This window comes from Actinokineospora enzanensis DSM 44649 (assembly GCF_000374445.1).
GTDB lineage: Bacteria > Actinomycetota > Actinomycetes > Mycobacteriales > Pseudonocardiaceae > Actinokineospora > Actinokineospora enzanensis.
In genome coordinates this window covers 18772-38629 of record NZ_KB894417.1, presented here as the reverse complement: position 1 = coordinate 38629, position 19858 = coordinate 18772, and the positions used below count along the sequence as shown (strand labels likewise).

The window sequence follows — 19858 nt, the reverse complement described above, 5'->3', positions numbered from 1 at the left end:
GCGTCGAAGTGCCGGAGTGAGATGTTCGGCAGGCTTGGGTTCACTCGAAAGAGTGACTGACTATTCCGGCCACCCCGTGCGCGATTCGGCCATTCGGCCTGCCCGCCGCGGCCGCATTGTTCGGACAATCACGCGGCCCGCGGGAATCGAATGGCCCGGCACATCGCCGTTCGCCGACAGGTGTAGCCGCGCACCGCGTGGGAACCTCCTGACGACGAGACCGTCACGTCGACGCGAGGGAGCGGGGATGACCGAGTGGGACAAGCCGTGGAACGACGTCGCCGACCAGCTCAGTCCCGGTCTCGACCCGGACGAGCCGGAGGACGATCTGGACGGCGGGTTCGAGGCGGAGCAGGCCACGGCCGAGGCGGACCCGGCGGACGTGGTCGACCAGCACCGGTTCGTCCCGGTCCCGGACGACGACCAGCGGTGACCCAGGGCGGGACATTTCCCGCGTGATGTGGACCGGCACCGCGGTTGTCCCGGGACTTGGCCGGGACAACCGCGGTGATGTCACCGGTGTTTCGTGGAACCCGACGCGGCCGGACCGCTGGTGCTCAGCGGGGCTGTTGGTCGGTGGGCGGGGGCGGCAGCGGTGGCACGCCTGCGGCCGTCGAGACCGCGCGCAGGGTGGCGCGCACGATCTCGGGGATGACCGCGGGCACGTCCTGGGTCCGTTGCGCGCCGATGACGGAGGCGGAGTCGTCGATCCAGTCGTTGTCGTGCCCGTTCGAGCCCATGACGGTCTCCCTCCCGGAACCTGATCACCAATGTACGTGCCCGCGACCGGGACGGGCAGGGAGAATCGGGACCGTTACCGGTGGGAGGTGGCGGATGGGCGACCCGCGCGTGGTCAACTCGCTGCACGCGGGGACCGTGTTCGGCGACGTGTTCCAGATCGGCGGGAACGGGATTCCCATCCCGTCCCGGTTCCACCTGGCACCGTGGCCGCGGCGGGTGGATGTGGCCCCTGGGCTCGTGCGGGAACGGCCCGGCCTGCTGCTGGAGGAGCGGTTCGCGGTCGTCCCGCTCACCGGCCGGGACGACGTGCTGGCCGGGCTGGGCGCCTGGGCCGACGGTCCCGACGAGGTCTCGGTCCGGCTCGTGCACGCGGCGGGCGGCGCGGGCAAGACCCGGCTGGCGGCCGAGTTCGCGCGTCGGTTGACCGACCGGGGTTGGCTGGTGCTGGCGGCCGACCTGGATCCCGGCCGGGCGCCCGCGCCGAGGTCGGGCGAGGTCGCGGGTGTCCTGTACGTCGTGGACTACGCCGATCGGTGGCCGTCGGCGCGGCTGGTGGAGCTGGCGCGCGAACGGCGTGGGCCGCGCGTACGGGTGCTCGCGTTGGCCCGTTCGGCGGACTTCTGGTGGTCCGCGTTGTCCCGGAGGTTGTCCTCCGTGGACGGGATCCCGGCGACGGAGACCGCGCTGGGCGAGGTCGCGGTCGATCGTTCCGAACTGTTCCGGTTGGCCTGCGCGCGGTTCGGGGCCGTGCTCGACCGTCCGGCGGACATACCGTTGCCGGTGGACCTATCGTCGTCCCGGTTCGACTCGGTGCTGTCCGTGCTCATGGCGGCCTTGGTCGGGGTGGACACCGGCGGCGAGCTGCCGCGTGATTTCGCCGCGCACCTCATCGAGCGTGAACGCGCCTACTGGCACGGTCTGCACACCCGCGTGGCCGAGCCGATGGCGACGCCGCCGTGGTTGATGAACCGGCTCGTCACGCTCGCGACCCTGACCGGTCCGTTGGCCTATGCGGACGCGCGGGCCGCGCTGCGGGCCACTGACTTGACGGAGTCCCACTCGGCTGACGCGCTGCTCGCCGACCACGCGAAGTGCTATCCGAACGGTGATGGTGTGGTGCTGACGCCGTTGCGGCCTGACCGGTTGGGGGAGGACCTGGTCGCGCTGAGCACTGATCCGTGGTTACCAGGCGCGGTGCGCGCGCTATTGGATCGTGCACCGTGGAACGCCCATGTGTTGACGGTTCTGGTGGAGACGGCGACGCGGTCGTCGGCGGTCTTGACGGAACTGGTGGAACCCGCGTTGCGTGCAGATCCGGGTCTTGCCGCACGCGGTGGACGCGCGGTGGCGCGGTTGGTCGACGCGGTGGATCTTGACGTGGGGTTGCTGACGGCTCTGGAGGCTCATCTGCCGTTCGGTGGTGGGGCCGATCTGGATATCGCTGCTGCTGCGGTTGCGCGCAAGCTCGCTTCGCATTACCCGAGTGGGGGTACGCGTGCACGTGTGTTGAACCTGTTGGCTTATCGGCTCGCGCACGCTGAACGGTGGGATGAGGCGGTAGTGGCGGCGGATGAGTCCGTCCGGCTCTATCGGGAACTGTCCAGTGCGGAACTCGCGTTTGCACTGACCAATCAGGGGTGGATTCTCGCGGGTGCCGGACTGCTCGACCGTGCGACCGCCGCGAGTCTGGAAGCCGTAGAACGACATCGCGAACTCGACGACCCGGCCGCGTTGGCCGCCGCGCTCGCCAACGCCGCCTCCGTCGCCTGGCGTGTCGGGGACGTGGCGACGATGGCCGTCACCGCCGCCGAATCCGTGACCCGCTACCGAGCGGTGCCCACGACCGACCCGTCCGCACTCGCCGCCGCCCTGGTCAACCTCGCCGTCGCCCACTCGGTCTCCGGCGACCCCGTCACAGCCCTGGGACTCGCCCGGGAAGCCGAACAACTCCATGCAACGACCGGCGGCGCTGCCGCTGCGCGGACGGCGAACCAGGTCGCGGAACTGTGCTGGGAGACCGGCGACCACGCCGCGGGCCTGGCCGCCGCCGATCGCGCGCTGGCCGCCCTCGCGTCGGCGGACTCACCCGGTGAACGCGTCCTCGTCCTGATCAACCGCGCCCTGTGCCTCGCGGGTCTCGACCGCATCCCGGCAGCTCTCGCCGACATCGCCACCGCGATGACCATCCTGCAGCTGACCCCGTCCACGTCGGCCACCGCCGTGCCGCCTGCCCGTCGCGGCCTGGCCGCCCACGTCCTCAACACCCACGGCGGCCTCCTCCTCGACCTGGGCGAGCGGTTGCCGGAGGCCCTGCTGGCGATCGAACGGTCACTGGAGCTGATCGACCTGATCCCGGCGCCGACCCGGCACGACCTGGCGGTTCGCGCCGACGGCGAGGACGTGCGCGCTCGTCTGCGTGCGGCTCTCGCCTGAGCGTCGGCGGCCCAGGGCGGCGCGCATACCGCCGCACCGAGACGCGGTGGGCGCGCGCCGATTCCGGCCCGCCTGGGTCCTTTCGGGCTCACCTCGGGCGAGGCCGGGCGTGCGGGGGTTGTCTGGTCATGCGGTGACTTTGACGACATAGCGCGACGCCGATCGCTCTCGACCGGCCGCGACAGCGTCATCACATCGCCTGACGGGGCACGGGAGCCCGGTCAGGCGATGTGATCAAAGAATCCTCTGACGGCGCAGGACCGTGGTCCTCGATGGCCCTGCCCGGCCTGGAACTCCTTGCTACCGCTGGACCATGTGACCGTTCCCCGCCTCATCGGTGTGCTTGTCGGGCGTCCGCGCCGACAGGCCCAGCATGGACAGCAGCTCGCGGCAGTCGGTGGCGTCGAGCGAATGGCCTGCCACGGTGCGCGCGGCCTGGGCCTGCTGGGTGGCCTGCCCCAGCTCGAAGGCGATCCGGTTCTCGGTGAAGGAGTTCTCGGCGTCGCGTGCCCGGCTCGGCCGCCCGGCCGCTCTCATCGGCGGTCCGGTCGACAGTGGACGGTGAGCCGAACGTGGCCGGGGTGGTCGGTGCCGGGCTGTGCGTGCTGGCGATCCGGCGGCAAGCCGGTGCTCCTGTCCCCGGTCGATCACCATCGGACCGGAATGGGTCGGGCGACCCCGCGACGGCCTGTTGCCTGCGCTGAGGTCACCAACTCCGCCGACACTACCGCAACGAGGCGGGACACGGGCTGTCCGGACCCAAAATGTCCATTAAGGACTTTCCTGGCACGGCGGGGCGCGCACCGCTGTCCGGGTGCGGTCGGCCGGGCTTGGTTGACGCTCGGCGCGGCGCGTGCTCTACTGGTTGTGGTTGAAGATTTTTGTGTTCGTTGTTCCCTGGACGCTCGCAGAAGTTTTTGGCGAGCCGTTCCCCGGTGTCACCTCTCCGACTCCTCGGTTCACGCTCGCGGCCCGGCCGCCTCGTCCGAGGTCGTGCCGAGACATCCCACGCGACAAGGAGATCCCGCATGGCCGAGGGCACTGTGAAGTGGTTCAACTCCGAGAAGGGGTTCGGGTTCATCAGCCCGGACGGCGGAGGCGCCGACCTGTTCGTCCACTACTCCGAGATCTCCGGTGGCGGTTTCCGCGGCCTGGAGGAGAATGCCCGGGTCCGGTTCGAGGTCGGACAGGGCAACCGGGGCCCGCAGGCCACGGCGGTGTCGGCCCTCTGATCCCCGCGGAGCGGCTCACGAGCACCCACCTCGCCGCGGACATCCGCGGCCTCGGACGCACGACCGTCGCGACCCTGGGATCCCCCGCTTGCCGCGGGAGCGACTCCCTTGGCGAGGGCGCGCGAACAGCCGGGCGGACGGGCGAGCCGGTGGGGCTCGACATCGCGTTAGGGGTCTACGTTCACCAGGTCGCGGCCCGGATCGGGGTACCCGCCGAGGCGGTGGCGTACGAGGTCACCGACACGGCCACGGCCTACCTCGGCCTGAGCGAGCGCCTCCCGCGCCTGCCCGGCCGGGACCTGATGCTCGTCTGGGACGAGCGGCTCGGGTGGTATGTCGGGACCGAGCCCCGCGGGGACGACCGGCCGTCGGTGGTCGGATACCTGGGCGGCCACGTCGTACCCACCCCGGCCGAGGTGGCCCGGTTCGTCACCGATGTCGTCGCCGGACTCCCCCCGGACCGGCTCCGCGTCTTCCCGCCCCTGCTCGACCGCCCGGCGATGGCGGCGTGCATGGCCGCGCGTCCCGCGTGACCGAGTCCGTTCGAACGCGCGTGTTCACCTCGGCGCCGTCGCGCCCGAACAACGCCGCCCTCATCACCGCGAGGTAACGCATGTCCAGTGCCACGCTCCTGCCTCCCGACGACCGCCCCCGGCCGAAACCCCTGCTCGCCGCGCGGGCCGGGCGGCTGGAGATGGTGACGATCCGCGCGTTCCTGCTGATCCCGTTCCTCGCCCTCGTCAGCGCGGTGCCGCTGACCTGGGGTTGGGGCGTGAGCTGGGTGGATCTCGCCATCGCCGCGGTCTTCTACACCGTCTCGACCCTCGGTATCACGGTCGGGTACCACCGCTACTTCACCCATGGCGCGTTCAAGGCGAACCGCGCGGTCCACATCGCGTTGGCGATCATGGGCGCGATGGCGGCGCAGGGCTCGGTCATCGGCTGGGTCGCCGACCACCGCCGCCACCACGCCTTCTCCGACCGCGAGGGCGACCCGCACTCGCCCTGGCTGTTCGGCACGTCCCCGCTCGCGCTGGCCAAGGGTTTCTGGCACGCGCACATGGGCTGGCTGTTCGGCCGCGACCGCACCAACATCGACCGGTTCGCGCCGGACCTGGCGGCCGACGCGGACATCAGGATGGTGGACCGGCTCTTCCCGCTCTGGGTGTCGCTGTCGGTGTTGCTGCCCGCGGTGCTCGGCGGCGTGCTGACGCTGTCGTGGTGGGGCGCGCTCACCGGGTTCCTGTGGGCGGGCCTCGCCCGGGTGGCCTTCCAACACCACGTCACCTGGTCGGTCAACTCGATCTGCCACATGATCGGCGACCGGCCCTTCCGCAGCCGGGACCGCTCGGCCAACTTCTGGCCGCTGGCGATCCTGTCCATGGGGGAGTCCTGGCACAACTCCCACCACGCCGACCCCTCGTCGGCCCGGCATGGCGTCCGGCGCGGCCAGGTGGACATCTCCGCCCGGTTCATCTGGGTGTTCGAGAGACTCGGCTGGGTGTGGGACGTGCGCTGGCCGACACCGCAACGCCTCGCCCGCCTTGCCGTGTCCGGCAAGCGGTGAGTTCGTCCGCGCCGGAGATCCGTTGTGGCGCGGTCCATCGTCCGTATCGGACGGCCGAGATCCCTTGCGCTGTCATGAACTCTCGTGCCCGGTGGGCCGCGTAGAAGAGCCATGGTGGGTTGTGCGATCCATCCACAGGGGATGGTCATCCGGTTGCGGGGTCCACAATCGACAGTCCACGGCGTCGGCCCGGGGCGGATGTGGGTGTGCCGGTGGTGAGGGCGGCGCGGAGTTGTTCGCCTACGCGGCGGTAGAAGCGGCGTTGGATCCGGCGGCCGAACATGTGCCAGCCGAGGCGGAACAGCGGGTTGGTGCGGCGGGTGGGTCGGGAGTACGAGGCGGCGAGGAAGTCGATCGTGCCGGTGCGGTGGTTCTTGCGGACCTCGTAGTCCAGGCGGCCGCGTTCGAGATGGCCGGTGAGGGTCTCGTAGCTCCAGCCCCAGCGGGTGTGGGTGGGGGTCTGTTCGTCGAGAACGGCGGTGACGCGGACGCCCATGAGGAAATGCAGCGGGCCGAAGTGGCCTTCGAGCAGCATGTCCCGGCCGAGTAGCGGCGCGTCGTGCCGGTAGTGGGCGTGGATCAGCTCGGGTGGGGCGAACCGGTAGTCGCGGACCAGGTCACAGGCCTGTTCGAACAGGCCGCCGACCACGGGCTCGCCTGGTGACTCGCGGCCCAGCGGGTGCGTGTGGTCCTCGCGGTGCCAGTCCGGTCCGACCTCGGCCATCACGTAGTTGACCGGTCGGTCGGCCAACTCGGCCAGCACCCGTGAGAGGTCGACCGTCCGCGCTGTCGCTATCCGCACGATCCCAGCCTGCCTCATCATCCGCGCACGTCAACGTGCCTGCGCTCACTCGCCGGGCGTGCGCCGTCAAGTGGCCGGTCGGGCTTGTGGATGGTTTCGGCGGTTGTGCACAACTGGCCGGAGGATCCCCCGAGTCCGAGGTTAGGGCTGGGGGAGTGTGGCAGGCAAACGTGGCTGGCGTCGGGCTGTGGACAACTTCGACATCACGGGGCTGTGTGGTGTCAAGGCTGTGCCGGTGCCCTGTGGATGGTTTCGGGGTTTGTGGATAACTGGCCCAGGGACCCCCGAGTTCGAGGCCAGGGCCTGGGTGAGGTGGGAGCAAGCACGGCCTGGGATGCGCTGTGGACAACGGGTCGGTGTCGGGGTTGTCAAGCGCTGTCGGGTGCCTGTGGATGAATCCGGGCGTTGTGGACAACTCGCCTGGGATCCCCCGAGTTCAATTCTACCGGGGTTGGGTCGTGCGTGGATACGCGAGTGATCATGCTTGTGGATAACCCGGGCTGCGGTGTTGTCAAGGTTCTCGTGGTGGCTGTGGATGGTTTAGGGGGATGTGGACAACCTGCGGGGACCCCCGATTTCAACGTTACGGCTTGAGGGGCGGGGTGGGCAAGGAGGTTGTTGTGGGGGGCTTGGCCTCGACTGGTCGATGCGCCGGATCGTGTCTGTGGTGTTGGGTTTGAGGGGTGGGAGACGATCTCGCGGGAATTGCGGGCGGGACGGTCGGTTCGTTCCATCGGAGGATCGTTGGCGTCATTCGGTGGTGGCTCGTGAAGTCGCCCGCGAACTCGACGGCCGCCCTCGCCAGACCCTCGGCTGGTACAGACCCGTCGAGAACCTCAACGAACCCCTGGTCAAACACGGTGGCGCGATGACCGGTCGAGGTCAAGGTGTGGATGGATCAGGGTGTCAAATGTGGGGAGAGGAATGTGGATGATTTGGGGGAATGTGGATAACTCGCCGGGATCCCCCGAGTCCGAGGCTAGGAGGTGAGGGGTGTTGGGCCAGGGGGATGTCGCTGGGCTGTGGATGGGTGGCGGCGGAGGGCGTGGCCCTGTCAAGTGGGATTGTGGGGGTGGGGATGGATTTCGGGGATGTGGATAACCGTGAGGGCCCCCGAAGTCCATTTTACCGGGGAAGGGTGACAGTCGAATGGATGGCGAGTCGGGGGTGTGGATAACTCAGGGGCGGGCGGGGAGCCATTCGCCGGTGGGTGGGCCGAAGGTGTTGGTGGCGAGGGTGTGGATGGGGGTGCCGCGACGGAGAGTGAGATGGGGGCGGCCGGTGAAGGTCCAGCCTTCGTAGGCGGACCAGGCGGACTTGGTGTGGGGGGTGGTGAGGGGCCAGGTGTCGTGGGGGTCGAACAGGACTATGTCGGCGTCCTTGCCTTCCGCCAGGGAGCCCTTGCGGTGGTCGATGTGGAACAGGCGGGCGGGTTCGGCGGCGGCGACGCGGGACAGGAGGGAGAGGTGGTCGTCGATCGGGGTGTCGGGGTAGCGGCGGCGGAGGCCGGTGAAGACGGCCGGGAGGAGTTCCTGGACGCCGGGGAGGCCGGGTGGGGCGTCCGGGACGGGGCGGGACTTCTCTTCCAGGGTGTGTGGGGCGTGGTCGCTGCCGATGGTGGCGATGTGGCCCGCGACGAGGGCGGACCAGAGGGTGCCTCGGTCGTGGGGTTGGCGGATGGCGGGGCTGAGGCGGATGCGGGCGCCGAGGCGGGCGGCGTCCTCGGCGACGAAGGACAGGTGGTGCGGGGTGGTCTCGAACGTGATGGGGATGCCTGCCGCGCGGGCCGCCGTCAGGAGGTGGGCTTCCTCGGCGGAGGAGACGTGCAGTACGTGGGTCGACGTGTTGTGGCGGCGGGCCAGTTCGATGACCTTGGCGACGGCGACGATGGCCGCGCTGCGGGGGCGCCGGGGTTCGTAGTCCGTGTACGTGGTGGGGGCGGTGGTGCCCAGGTCCAGCAGGCTGAAGATGGCGTCGTCCTCGGCGTGCAGGATCACTCGGAGGTCGCGGGCGGCGGCGGTGATGAAGATCCGTTCCAGGACCGCGGGGTCGCGCACCACGTCGGGGGCCGTGTGGTGGCCGGTCATGAAGACCTTGACGGAGGTCGCGACTCGCGGCGGGAGGGACTCCAGTTCCGAGACGGTCTCGGCGACCACGCCGAAGTGGAACCGGTAGTCGACCAGGGAGTTGCCCTCGATCAGTTCCGCTTTCTCGTAGGCCTGTTCCACCCTGTGCAGGGCGGGACGGGTGTTGGGCATGTCGATCACCGTGGTGACACCGCCCGCGGCGGCGGCGCGGCCGGCGTGCGCCCAGTCCTCCTTGTGGGTTAGGCCGGGGGTGCGGAAGTGGACGTGGGAGTCGATCAGGCCGGGGAGGGCGTACTTCCCTTCCGCGTCGATGGTCTGTGTCGCGGGAACGGTCACGTCCGGGGGTAACAGGCGGGCGATCCTGCCGTCCTGGACGGCGATGCCGCCCGGACGCACGCCGTCCGGGGTCACCAGGCGGGCGTTGGTGATGATCAGGTCCACGGAGTGCTCACCAGCTCTCGGCAGAGGTCGTTGGTCGGGCCCATCAGGCCGACCGCGCGCGCGTCCCGGGCCAGCCGGTTGATCGGGTGGTCGTGCAGGTACGCGCTGCTTCCCAACAGGCGCTGCACTTCCGCGCACACGGACTCGCCGATGCCGGACGCGACGATCTTGCTCAGCAGGGTCGCGATGCCGGGGTCGGGGCTGTCGCGGCGGCCCGCGCGTTCGACCACGGCGTTCGCGGCCTCGACCTGGCCCGCGAGGTCGACCAGGCGGTGGCGCAATGCCTGGGCCGGGCCCAGGTCCCGTTTGCGGGCGTGGTGCAACGCCAACTGGTACGCGGCCCTGGCGATGCCCACGGACACCGCGCCCAGCGTCGCGCCGGACTCGCGGACGCCCGCGATGATCCGGGGGGCCGAGCCCTCCGGGCCCAGGACGGCCCCGGCCGGGACGCGGCAGTCGTGCAGCTCGACGAAACCGGTGGCGGAGGCGCGCATACCGACCAGGTCCATGCCGGTGTCCGCCACCAGTCCCGGGGCGGTGGCGTCGACCAGGAAGAACGTCTGGCCGCTCGCACCGTAGGTCAGCGAGTCCCCGGTGGGGGCCGACGACTGCGCCAGCACCAGGTACACCTGGGCCAGCCCGGCGCCGGTCGTGAACGACTTGGCGCCGTCGAGCACCCAGCCGTCCGGGACTCGTTGCGCGCGTGTTGCGATGTTGCGTTTGTCCGCCCCGCCGCCGCTCTCGCTCCACGCCGACGCCGCCAGCCAGTCGCCGCTCGCCAGACGGGACAGGTAGTGGGATTTCTGGGACGGCGTGCCCCACTCGGCGATACGGGCACTCACCGCGTAATGCTGGAACAGGATGATCGCCACCGACGGATCCAGCGACGCCACCTCCGCCACCACTGTGTTCGTGGCAAGCGCATCGCCGCCGGAACCGCCGTACTCGACCGGGATCGCGAGACCGAGCACACCCGAGGAACGCAACGCGGTCAGAACCGGCTCCGGTAGCGCGCCCGTGCGGTCGGCCTCGGCTGCGGCGCGGGCGAGTTCGTCGTGCAACAGCGCTACACGCTCAACGGTTGCCATGCGGCTACCTCCCGGTCGATGCGGATCGGGCCGTGCAGGTGCGCGCGTTTGCCGCGCACGCTGACCCATTGCAAGGTCGAGCGGTCCACCGACGCGGACACCGACGTCGTTCCGCCCGGCGTGTCGATCGCGAAGTCCCCACCCCGGCGCAACAACCGGAACGGGACCGTCCCGGGAATCGCGGCGGCGGCCGCCAGGCAGGTGGCGCCGGTGAGCGCCAGGGTCGGGTGCCAGTGCGGGACGGAGATCGCCCGCGCCGCGAGCCGTCCCGGCTGGTAGCCGCCGACGGCCGCGATCTTGGGGAACACACTGCCCGCGGGCCTGCCCAGGTGGGTCGCGGCGGCCGCGCGGATGCCCGCCAGCCGGGCGAACACGTCCTCGCCCGCGTCGAACAGCTCCTCCCGGCTGCGCAGCCCCAGTTCGGTCGCAGCCACGAACACGTACGGGTTGCCGACGTCCACGATCGACACCTCGGTCACCCCGGCCGGGGTCGGCAGCGAGTCCGCAGCCGCGCCGGTGACCAGCAGCCGGGACAGTGCGGCGTTCGGGCCCTGGAGGAAGTGCACCGTGAACGACCCGCCGCCGTGCCGGGCCTCGTCGACCTCGCACACCACGTGGTCGCCGTTGTTGAGTACCCGCACCCGCACGCGGCTGCCCGGCGCCAATCGGGGCAACCAGTTGATTTCCGCGGCCACCAGCACTGATGACAGGATCGAATGCCCGCAGCTGCCCAGGAAATCGAACCGATCCGGGCCGCCGGGCAATGCCTGGACGAACCGGTAATCCAAGTCGAACAATGGATGCTCCGACGGTCGGACCAATGCGAACTTCAGCACCTGCCCCTGCCCGCGCGCGATCAGTTCCCGCCGGATCTCCGTCAGCACCGGCCGTAGCCGCTCCTCCGACTCCGGCAGCGTCTCCGCGTCCAGCACCACGGTCGGTGTCGGCGCCCCGACCGCCTCGGCGATGTGCGCGATCACGCCGTCACCCCGGACAGACGGGCGGAACCGGTGAACTGGTCCAGCCACAGCTCGTGGATCAGCAGCGACCAGATCGCCAGCGCCGAGTCGTCCGCCGGACGTTCCACCTGGTCCCGGAACAGTCCCGCGACCGCGTCCGGGTCGAGCTGCCCGCCTGCCCGTATCCGGTGCGGTGTCAGCAGGTCGACGGCGAGGTCCCACAGCGGCTCGCCGGGGGTGAGCATCGCGGTGATCGGCAGGGTGAACGGCTGCTTGGGCCGGTTCAGGACCGAGTCCGGCAGCAGACCCGCCGCCGCGTCGTAGAGGACCTGTTTGCCGCGCTCGGGCGTCACCTTCAGTGTGGCGGGGAGGGACCGCGCGTAGGAGACGACGGAGGGCTGGCAGAACGGCAGCCTGACCTCCACCGAGGAAGCCATGCTGAGGTGGTCCACCCGGCGCAGGTGGTAGGCGGGGAGTCGGGCACCGATCTCGAACTCGGTGATCGTGTCCAGACGAGACAGTGTCGACGAGCGCAGGTGTTGGGTAATGCGGTCCTCGGCAGTGCCCTGCTCGGTGACGAACGCCCGATAGTCCGGTGTGTAGAGGGCGAGTCGCCGCACGCGGGGGATCGCGGACAGGGAGCGCACGTAGTCGGGGATCCAGTCGTCCGCGCGCAGGGCTGCGCGGACGCGGTCGTAGCCGCCGAACAGCTCGTCGGCCGCGTCCCCGGTCAGGGCGACCTTGAACCCCGCGTCCCGCACCGCTCGGAACAAGGCGTAGGTGCTCAGGGTGATCGGGTCGGCATTGGGCTGACCCAGGTGCCACACCACGTCGGAGAGCAACTCGGGGAATGTGCGCGGATCGATCTCCACCTGGTGGTGCCGCGTGCCGTGCCGCCGCGCCACCTCGGTGGCGAACCCGCGTTCGTCGTGCGGCCAGGTGCCCCGGTAGGCGATGTTGAACGAGTGCAACTCCGGGACATGCTCCGAGGCGAGCGCGGTGACCAGGCTGGAGTCCAGGCCGCCGCTGGTGACCACGCTGATCGGCACGTCCGCCAGCGTCAGCCGCCGGACCTCCTCCCGCAGCAGCTCCTGCAACTGCTTCGCCGCTGCCACCGCATCCGTCGTATGCACAGTGTGCGTTTCGGCGGCCCCGACCCGGGCAGTCCGCCTGCCCACCCGCAGGCCGTCCGCGCGGGTCACCGTCGCGGTCGCGGCGGGCGGTAGCACGTGGATCCCCCGGAACTGGGTGTTCTCCCCGAACGGGGTCTTGGTCGCCAGGTAGTCGTCCAGTCCCGTCTCGGACGGGACCGCGTCCACGTCCCGGAACGACAGCAACGCGGGCAGTTCCGACGCGAAATGCAACCGTCGTCCCACCGCGTCCCACCGGTAGTACAGCGGTTTCATCCCGACGTCGTCGGTCGCCAGCAGTAGCCGCGGCTCCCCGCGCAGGTCCACGATCGCCAGCGCGTACATGCCGTCCAGGTGCGCGGTCAGGTCCGGCCCGTACTCGGCGTAGAGCGCGGGAATGATCGACCCGTCGCACTCGTCCGGGATCGGGTAGCCGCGTTCGAGCAGCGTGCGGCGCAGCGCCCGGTGGTTGTAGATCTCGCCGTTGAACACCGCCACGATGTCGCCCAGCACGTACGGCTGGCTGCCGCCGTCCAGGTCCATGATCGCCAGCCGGGTGGCGCCCAGCCCCCAGCCCGGCCCGTCCAGCCGCGTCTGCGCGTCCGGGCCGCCGTGCCGCAACAGGGCCGAGACGGTACGCAACTCGTGCGGCGTGGTCTCCGCGTCGAACTGGCCGAAGATCCGGCACATGGTCAGATCACCTCCGGGGACACGCCCGCGCGCCGGTACAGGACGGGATCGAACGGCGTCGGACCGCCGCAGGTGGCGAACCGGCCGTCGTGCGCGCCGGGGTGCCGGGTGCCGTGCGGCACGCCCGGCGCGGCGAACAGCACGTCCCCGGGCCCGGCGTCGATCCACTCGCCGTCCAGGTGCAGCTGTCCGGTGCCCTCGAAGACGAAGAACGCCTCCTCGCTGTCCGGGTGCACGTGGACGTTGAAGTACTCGCCCGGCCGCATGTATCCGCAGTGCAGGCACAGCTGCGGGCTGCCGGTGCCCGGCCAGAACAGGAAGTTCATCGTCGCCGTCCGCGCGGACGCCTCGGCCTGCCCGGTCCCGGCGAACCCGGTCAGCCGGGTCGTCCCGTTCCACAACCGGGAGAACCGGGCGGGAGCGGTTCCGGGACGGCTCCCGTCGAGCAGCACCGTCCGCCACACGTACGCGGTCAGGCCCTCGCCGCCCGCCGCCAGCGCCAGACCGTCGCCGGTGGGGGAGTAGACGGTGTCGGCGCGGGTGACGGCCGACGTGTCGGGACCGGACGTGGCCAGGCCGTGCCCGGCGAACACGACCGCGACGTTCTCCTCGCCGGGCGCGTCCGCCGCGGTCCACACGCGACCCGCGGGCACGCGCACCACGTCCAGCCGGACGATCCGGGCGTCCACCTCCGGGCCCACCGGGGTCGCCACGGCCACGCCGTCCGGGCCGGTACGGAACCGGAACTCGGCGGCCGGGAGCACCGCGCCCAGCGTTCTGGTCTTGATCATCGGGGGATCTCCTCAGGTCAGGGTCCGCGCGGCGCGCGGTCGGCCGAAGAAGCGCTGCGCGGGCACCTCGACGTGCCGGTACAGCAAGCGGGCCAGCAGCAGCGAGGTGACGAAGAAGAACACCGTCAGCACCACCCCGCCCAGCACGTACTTGTTCTCGTTGAGCACCCGCAGCCCATAGCGGATGACCAGTTCGTGCACCATGTAGAAGGCGAACGACAGCTCACCGAGCTGTACCCAGGTCCGCGCGCGGAACGGCGAGCGCGCGCCCCGGGTGTCGCCGACCGCGCCCGCCGCGACCAGCAGGCCCATCGGCACCACGCAGACCGCGTTCATCGCGAACTGCGGCGGGACCACCAGCATCACCACGTACGCGGGCACCATCAGCAGCGCGGCCGGGCCCAGCCCGAGCGGGATCCAGCGTCCGGTGTGGACGATCCGGGCCAGTAGGATGCCGAGCACGAAGTCCAGCGCGCGCACCGGCGGCAGGCTGTAGACCAACCAGTAGTGCCAGAACGGGATCGTGCTCGCCCACGGCGTCACCGGCGTGGTCGGCAGGGTCATCGCCACGGCCGGTATGACCATGATGGCAGCCACGACCAGGCCCGCGCAGGTCCACAGCCACCGGCTGGGAATGCGCCGGATCACCTTGTGCAGCAGCGGGAACGCGAGGTAGAAGAACGCCTCGCAGCACAGCGACCAGCTCAGCCCGTTGGGCGAGTCGTAGATCGGCAGGCTGGGGAACCAGGTGCTGAGCAGGAAGGTGTTGGCGCACAGCGCCGACGGGTTCACCATCCGCGCGGTGGCCAGCATCAGGATCACCGCGGCGAACATCGTCACCAGGTGGTTGGGGAAGACCTTGGCCGCCCGCCTGCGCCAGAACGAACGGGCGGTGTCACCGGCGCGCGGCGACCAGGCCATGATGAACCCGCTGAGCACGAAGAAGAACGTGACGCTGAACCAGCCGATGCGGCCGAACACGAGGAAGAGCGCGTCGTCGACGGCCTGGCTGCCGAACATGCGGTTGGCCGAGATGTGCGTGGCGAAAACCAGGATCGCGGCCGCGAAACGCAGGCCGGTGAGGGTGTCCAGGCTGCCGGTCGGCTGTCTGGTGTGGACTGTACTGGTCCGGTCGCTGGATAACATGGCTCCCCAGGGGTCGGGTGGTGCTACTCTCGTACGGTGTATTGGTCGAACCGGGTGGCGAACTCCGCCAGCTCGGCCGGGGTCGGCGCGGTGTCGAGGTCGATCAGATCGGCCAGGCCGCGGAAGAACCGCTCCCGGTGCAGGCCGGGGACGAACGCGATCAACAGCTCGGCCTGCTCGCCGGAGGTGTTGGCGAACCCGTGCGGGGCGCCGGGCGGGACGTAGAGCGCGGTGCCCGCGGTCCCGGTGACCTCCTCGTCGCCCCTGGTCAGCCGGACCTCTCCGGAGTGGACGATGAACAGCTCGGTCATCACCCGGTGGTAGTGCGGCCGGGCGTGCGGCCCGTTCGGCGCCAGGGAGAGCGAGAACAGTCCCAGGCGGTCGCCGGTCGCGTCGGTAGGGATGAGCATGCGGCATTCGTTCGCCCCGATGCGCACCGATTCCGCGGTCTCCCGGATACCGAGATAGGAGTCGGCGCCCTCGACATAGAGGGTCATGACCGGCTCTCCGCATATTCTTTCCCGGTGTTCCGGATCTGTTCCGCCAACGGCACCGGCGCCTCGAACTCGGGTACCGGGACGCCGTGCCGGAACCGATGGTCGCGCGGGACCTCCACGACGTAGATCAGCACCCCGTCCGGGTCCGCGATGTGCAGCTCCCACAACCCCCAGGGCTCCACGCGGGCGTCGCGGACCGGTGTCACGCCGTTGGCCAGCAGGTCCGCCCTGGTGGCTGCCAGGTTCCGCACCTGCAGCCAGAGCGCGGGCCGGTCCGCCACCGGGACCGGCGAGCGTCCCACCAGTTCCAGGAACCCGCCGCCGAGGTGGAACACGGTGCCGCGTTCCGGGCCGGTCCCGAACTCCTGGAACACCGGTAAACCGAGGCGGTCGCGGTAGAAGACCCGGCTCGCCTCCGGGTCGGTGGGGCGGATGACGAGCCTGCTGGCCAGGATTTCCATCGGAGTTCCGTTTCTTTCGCGGGATTTCTTTTCGGCGTGTGCGAAAAGGTCCGGGCATGCGGAACCTGCCGCCGGGCCGGATGGCCCGACGGCAGGCGCCGTGGGGGTGGAGCAGTGGTTTAGGGTCAGACGGGTTGCGCGGCCGGGCGGCGGATGGCCACCGCGCCGATGACCGCGCCGAGCAATGCCAGCGCGCCGATGCCCGCGAACGCGGTGGTGTAGTCGCCCAGGTCCGGGTGGACCCCGAGGACGATCACCAGCAAGGCCAGGCCGAGTGCGCTGAACACGTACTGGGTCGTGGTGATCAGTGCCGCGCCGACGCCCTGGTTCTCCGGTTCCACCTGGGATGTCGCGTAGAGGAACATGGCCGGGAACGCGATGCCGTTGCCCAGACCGGACAGCAGCAGGCCGGGCAGCTGACCGGCGAGGTAGCCGTCGAGATGGGTGCTGAGCGCCAGCAGGATCATGCCCACCGCGGCGGTGGACAGCCCGACGATGATCATTGCGCGCGGGCCGCGGTTGCCGATGAACCGGTCGCCGATGATGTTGCCGACGATGACGCTGACGGTCAGCGGCAGGAACCCGAGCCCCGCCGCCAGCGCGCTGTAGCCCGCCTGCTCCTGCAGGAACAGTGTGACCACGAAGAACTGCACGCCCACGCTCAGCGCGTAGCAGGCGTCGACCGCGCAGGCGACCACCAGGGAACGGGTCCGCAACAGCGCGCGGGCGATCAACGGGTTGGAACTGGTGCGTTCCCGGATGACCCAGGCGACGGCCAGCACCACGAACCCGCCGAACGAGGCCGCGGTCGTGCTGGTGAGCCCGACGTCGGCCAGCCGGGTCAGTCCCAGTACCAGCAACAGGATCGCGCCGGTCCCGAGTACCCCGGACAGCACGTTGAGCGAACCTGTCCCCTGCGGGGAGTCCTTGTCGCTTGGCAGTAGGAAGAACGCGCTGACCACGGCGATCGCCGCCACCGGAACGGTCGCGAAGAACACCCACTGCCAGGAGATCGACGCCAGCAGCCCGCCCAGGACCACGCCGCCGACCAGGCCGATCGCGCCGACCGCGCCCCATACCGACATGGCCCGGTTGCGTTGCGGCCCGGCCGGGAAGATCCGCTGGATGAGACCGAGGGTGGACGGGTCGAGCAGTCCCGCCCCGATTCCCTGGACCGCGCGGGCGATCACCAGGAGGGTGAAGTTGTCCGAGAGTCCCGCCGCCAGCGAGCTGATCCCGAACAGGGCGGTGGCCAGGATGAACACCCGCCGGGCGCCGAACCGGTCACCCGCGCGGCCGCCGATCAGCAGGAACCCGGCGAAGAAGATGGCATACCCGCTCACGACCCATTGCAGGTTCGCCTCCGACAACGCCAGACCGTCGCCGATGCTGGGCAGGGCGACGTAGACGATGGAGAAGTCCAATGTGGCCAGGAACAGCCCGGTGCCGAGCAGGGCCAACGCCCAGGCCTTCTTGCCCCGGATGGCACCGGATTCCTCCGGCACGGCTGTCTCATGTGTACTCGCGATGGATTCGCTGGTCATGGCTTTCTTCTTCTCGCGGTGGGTGGAGGCCGGTCAGCCGCGGGTGGCGACCGGGGTGTAGACGAGGTCGAGCAGGGTGCTCACCACGTCGGTGAAGGTGTGGCACAGCACCACCTCCGGCTCGGCGGCCAGCGCGGCGGCCGGGGCGACGCCGTAGGTGACCGCGACCGGGCGCAACCCGGCGGCGGACGCCATGCGCATGTCGGTCTCGGTGTCGCCGATGTAGGCACAGGACTCCGGCCGCAGTCCCAGTTCCGCCGCGGCGCGCAGTCCCATGTCCGGATGGGGTTTCGGATGTTCCACCTGGTCGTTGCCGATCACCGGGTGGAACAGGTGGCGGATGTTGGTCGCGGTCAGCAGCTGCTCGGCCGAGCGGGTGATCTTCGACGTGCCGACGGCCAGGCCGATGCCTCGCGCGCGCAGCTCGTGCAGGCCGTCGGTGACACCGGGGAACAGCAGGTCCGGGCCTCGGCCGAGCACCTCGCGTTCGAACAGCTCGCGGTAGCGGGCGACGGCGGAGGTGGTGTCCGCGTGGTCGACCGGGCGGTCGATCAGCCCGGCCACCGCCGGTTCCAGCGGTTTCCCGATGGTCGGGCGGACCTCGTCCTCGGTGCGTGGGCGGCCGAACTCGTCCGAGACGCGTCGCAACAGGCCGGAGATGGCGGCGGGGGTGTCGGCGAGCGTGCCGTCGAGGTCGAAGACGGCGCCGAAGACGTGTTCGCTCACGCGGCACCGCCCTCGGCGTAGGCGACGGCGAGCTGCCCGGCGAGCCGCGCGGTGCTGATCAGCACGGCCCGGTTCGCGGTCGCGCTGCGGCCCTGGGTCGCCTTCGACACGGCCTTCATCAGGAACGGGGTGATCGCCGGGCCGGTGACGCCCGCCTCGTCGGCGCTGGTCAGCGCGTGCTGGATGACCTGCTCGATCTCGCCGCCGTCGAGCGCGTCGGCCTCGTCGATCGGCGCGGTGACCAGCAGGCCGCCCGGTAGGCCAGCCGCCCAGTGCAGCCGGATGGCGCGGGCGATGTCGGCGAGGTCGTCGATCCGTTGCGGCACCTTGAATCCCGACGAACGGACGTAGAACGCGGGGAAGTCGTCGTAGCGGTAGCCGACGACCGGGACGCCCAGGGTCTCCAGGTACTCCAGGGTGAGCCCGAGGTCGAGGATGCTCTTGGCACCCGCGCAGACGACAGCGACCCGGCTGCGGGTGAACTGCACGAGATCGGCGGAGATGTCCAGCGTCTCGGTCACGCCCCGGTGTACGCCGCCGATGCCCGCGGTCGAGAACACCGGGATGCCCGCCAGGTCCGCGGCGACCACAGTGGACGCCACGGTCGTCGCGCCGAGGCCGCCGCCCGCCAGGCGCGGCCCGATGTCGCGGCTGCTGACCTTGGGAATGCCCGCGGTGGTGGCGAACCGCTCGATGGCGGACTCGTCCAGGCCGACCGCGAACCGGCCGTCGGCGATGGCGACGGTGGCGGGCACGGCACCGGCGTCCCGCACCGCCTTCTCGATCGCCAGCGCGGTCTCCACGTTCCCCGGGTAGGCCATGCCGTGCGCGATCACGGTGGACTCCAGGGCCACCACGGGCAGGCCGTCCGCCAGGGCGTCGCGCACTTCCTCGCTGATGTCGAGCAACTCGGACACGGTGGTTCCTCGGCTTCCTCGCTGGGATTCTCGCCCGGTGTGGGATTTCCGGGACTCGGGCCGGGATTTCCGGGAGTCCCGTGGGACACCGGGTCGTCGCGGGTCGACACCCATCGTGATCGACCGGCGCGCCGCGAGTCCAGGTGAAACGGTGGCCACAACTCGCCTGACCAGAAGTCGCCACGATGGTCCGCGGGCGCGCGCGGGTGTGGTTGCCTCGGAATCGGTGGTTCGACCCGCTGGTGGGTCGTGCCGCCAGGTCGGTCGGGACACCGCGACATGAGGAGGGACGGCATGGGAACGGGCGCTTTCCGGTGCCGTCGGCCCGGCGGTCGCGGTGCCCGGTCCGGACACCCGCCGCCGCCCGGGTGGCGGATCCCCACCCGGGCGGCGTGTGTCGGGAAGCCTGCGGCCCGTTCCTGGGCACCGGTCGTGTTCCGTTTTTTCCGTGGAACTACCGGGTCCGACCGGGTTGTTGCGTTCTCCTGGTCCCGGAACGAGTTGACGGGCGGTGTCTCGCCTGCCTGTCACGGTCTGTCCCGCGACGGTCGCGGTGCCCTGGTAACGGTGCGGTTGCCAGGTCGGGAACCGTGTCGGGCGGGAATG

At 70.5% G+C, this 19858-nt stretch carries 19 protein-coding genes; 5 read left to right on the top strand and 14 right to left on the bottom strand.

Features of this window, described 5'->3' with window-relative positions; all coding sequences use genetic code 11:
• The first annotated feature begins 247 nt into the window (after positions 1 to 247).
• A complete protein-coding gene (locus C503_RS0118545; protein ID WP_018683721.1) occupies positions 248 to 433 on the top strand; it encodes a hypothetical protein in 186 nt (61 codons plus the stop codon).
• Positions 434 to 557: 124 nt separating this feature from the next.
• Here C503_RS0118545 and C503_RS0118540 read toward each other — a convergent pair whose 3' ends face one another.
• Positions 558 to 740: a hypothetical protein gene (locus C503_RS0118540; RefSeq protein WP_018683720.1), complete on the bottom strand. Its 183-nt coding sequence runs from the start codon at positions 738 to 740 to the stop codon at positions 558 to 560.
• A 94-nt stretch (positions 741 to 834) separates the two neighbouring features.
• On the opposite strand from C503_RS0118540, the gene C503_RS0118535 reads away from it, so the two are divergent.
• On the top strand, positions 835 to 3174 hold the full coding sequence (locus tag C503_RS0118535) for a hypothetical protein (RefSeq protein ID WP_018683719.1): 2340 nt from the start codon (positions 835 to 837) through the stop codon (positions 3172 to 3174).
• 300 nt (positions 3175 to 3474) lie between these two features.
• Here C503_RS0118535 and C503_RS39895 read toward each other — a convergent pair whose 3' ends face one another.
• The gene (locus tag C503_RS39895) at positions 3475 to 3711 is read right to left on the bottom strand and encodes a hypothetical protein (protein ID WP_018683718.1); all 237 of its coding nucleotides are present in this window, start codon (positions 3709 to 3711) and stop codon (positions 3475 to 3477) included.
• Positions 3712 to 4202: 491 nt separating this feature from the next.
• Here C503_RS39895 and C503_RS0118525 point away from each other — a divergent pair, with 491 nt between their 5' ends.
• The 3 genes from C503_RS0118525 (at position 4203) to C503_RS0118515 (ending at position 5973) form a co-directional block, all read left to right on the top strand.
• On the top strand, positions 4203 to 4406 hold the full coding sequence (locus tag C503_RS0118525) for a cold-shock protein (protein WP_018683717.1): 204 nt from the start codon (positions 4203 to 4205) through the stop codon (positions 4404 to 4406).
• A 149-nt stretch (positions 4407 to 4555) separates the two neighbouring features.
• Entirely contained in the window at positions 4556 to 4939 is a 384-nt protein-coding gene (locus tag C503_RS0118520) for a DUF6292 family protein (protein ID WP_018683716.1), read from the top strand.
• Between the two features lie 80 nt (positions 4940 to 5019).
• Positions 5020 to 5973, top strand: a complete 954-nt coding sequence (locus C503_RS0118515; RefSeq protein WP_018683715.1) for an acyl-CoA desaturase — start codon at positions 5020 to 5022, stop codon at positions 5971 to 5973.
• Between the two features lie 145 nt (positions 5974 to 6118).
• Here the strand turns inward: C503_RS0118515 and C503_RS39890 are convergent, their stop codons facing one another.
• The 12 genes from C503_RS39890 to C503_RS0118455 all read right to left on the bottom strand — a co-directional run bounded on the left by C503_RS39890 (position 6119) and on the right by C503_RS0118455 (position 19252).
• The gene (locus C503_RS39890; protein ID WP_245572520.1) at positions 6119 to 6775 is read right to left on the bottom strand and encodes a DUF1990 family protein; all 657 of its coding nucleotides are present in this window, start codon (positions 6773 to 6775) and stop codon (positions 6119 to 6121) included.
• 1178 nt (positions 6776 to 7953) lie between these two features.
• Complete coding sequence (locus C503_RS0118505) at positions 7954 to 9303, bottom strand: dihydroorotase (protein ID WP_018683713.1); 1350 nt, start codon at positions 9301 to 9303, stop codon at positions 7954 to 7956.
• Positions 9294 to 10391 carry an acyl-CoA dehydrogenase family protein gene (locus C503_RS0118500; protein WP_026316450.1) on the bottom strand — a complete coding sequence of 366 codons (1098 nt, stop codon included), beginning with the start codon at positions 10389 to 10391 and terminating at the stop codon, positions 9294 to 9296. Before C503_RS0118500 ends, C503_RS0118505 begins: the two co-directional genes overlap by 10 nt.
• Entirely contained in the window at positions 10370 to 11371 is a 1002-nt protein-coding gene (locus tag C503_RS39885; RefSeq protein WP_018683711.1) for a PrpF domain-containing protein, read from the bottom strand. The genes C503_RS0118500 and C503_RS39885 overlap by 22 nt, the downstream gene beginning before the upstream one ends.
• Entirely contained in the window at positions 11368 to 13170 is a 1803-nt protein-coding gene (gene asnB, locus C503_RS0118490) for an asparagine synthase (glutamine-hydrolyzing) (protein ID WP_018683710.1), read from the bottom strand. Before asnB ends, C503_RS39885 begins: the two co-directional genes overlap by 4 nt.
• 2 nt (positions 13171 to 13172) lie before the next feature.
• On the bottom strand, positions 13173 to 13961 hold the full coding sequence (locus C503_RS0118485; RefSeq protein WP_018683709.1) for a cupin domain-containing protein: 789 nt from the start codon (positions 13959 to 13961) through the stop codon (positions 13173 to 13175).
• Between the two features lie 12 nt (positions 13962 to 13973).
• Positions 13974 to 15107, bottom strand: coding sequence for an acyltransferase family protein (locus C503_RS0118480; protein WP_018683708.1), 1134 nt, complete (start codon positions 15105 to 15107; stop codon positions 13974 to 13976).
• 23 nt (positions 15108 to 15130) lie between these two features.
• Positions 15131 to 15604 (bottom strand): cupin domain-containing protein, encoded by a 474-nt coding sequence (locus C503_RS0118475; RefSeq protein ID WP_018683707.1) that lies wholly within the window; start codon positions 15602 to 15604, stop codon positions 15131 to 15133.
• Complete coding sequence (locus C503_RS0118470; protein WP_018683706.1) at positions 15601 to 16065, bottom strand: VOC family protein; 465 nt, start codon at positions 16063 to 16065, stop codon at positions 15601 to 15603. Before C503_RS0118470 ends, C503_RS0118475 begins: the two co-directional genes overlap by 4 nt.
• A 125-nt stretch (positions 16066 to 16190) precedes the next feature.
• Entirely contained in the window at positions 16191 to 17609 is a 1419-nt protein-coding gene (locus C503_RS0118465) for an MFS transporter (protein ID WP_084477198.1), read from the bottom strand.
• Between the two features lie 33 nt (positions 17610 to 17642).
• Positions 17643 to 18335 (bottom strand): HAD family hydrolase, encoded by a 693-nt coding sequence (locus C503_RS0118460; RefSeq protein WP_018683704.1) that lies wholly within the window; start codon positions 18333 to 18335, stop codon positions 17643 to 17645.
• Positions 18332 to 19252 (bottom strand): pseudouridine-5'-phosphate glycosidase, encoded by a 921-nt coding sequence (locus C503_RS0118455; protein WP_018683703.1) that lies wholly within the window; start codon positions 19250 to 19252, stop codon positions 18332 to 18334. Before C503_RS0118455 ends, C503_RS0118460 begins: the two co-directional genes overlap by 4 nt.
• Between the last annotated feature and the right edge of the window lie 606 nt (positions 19253 to 19858).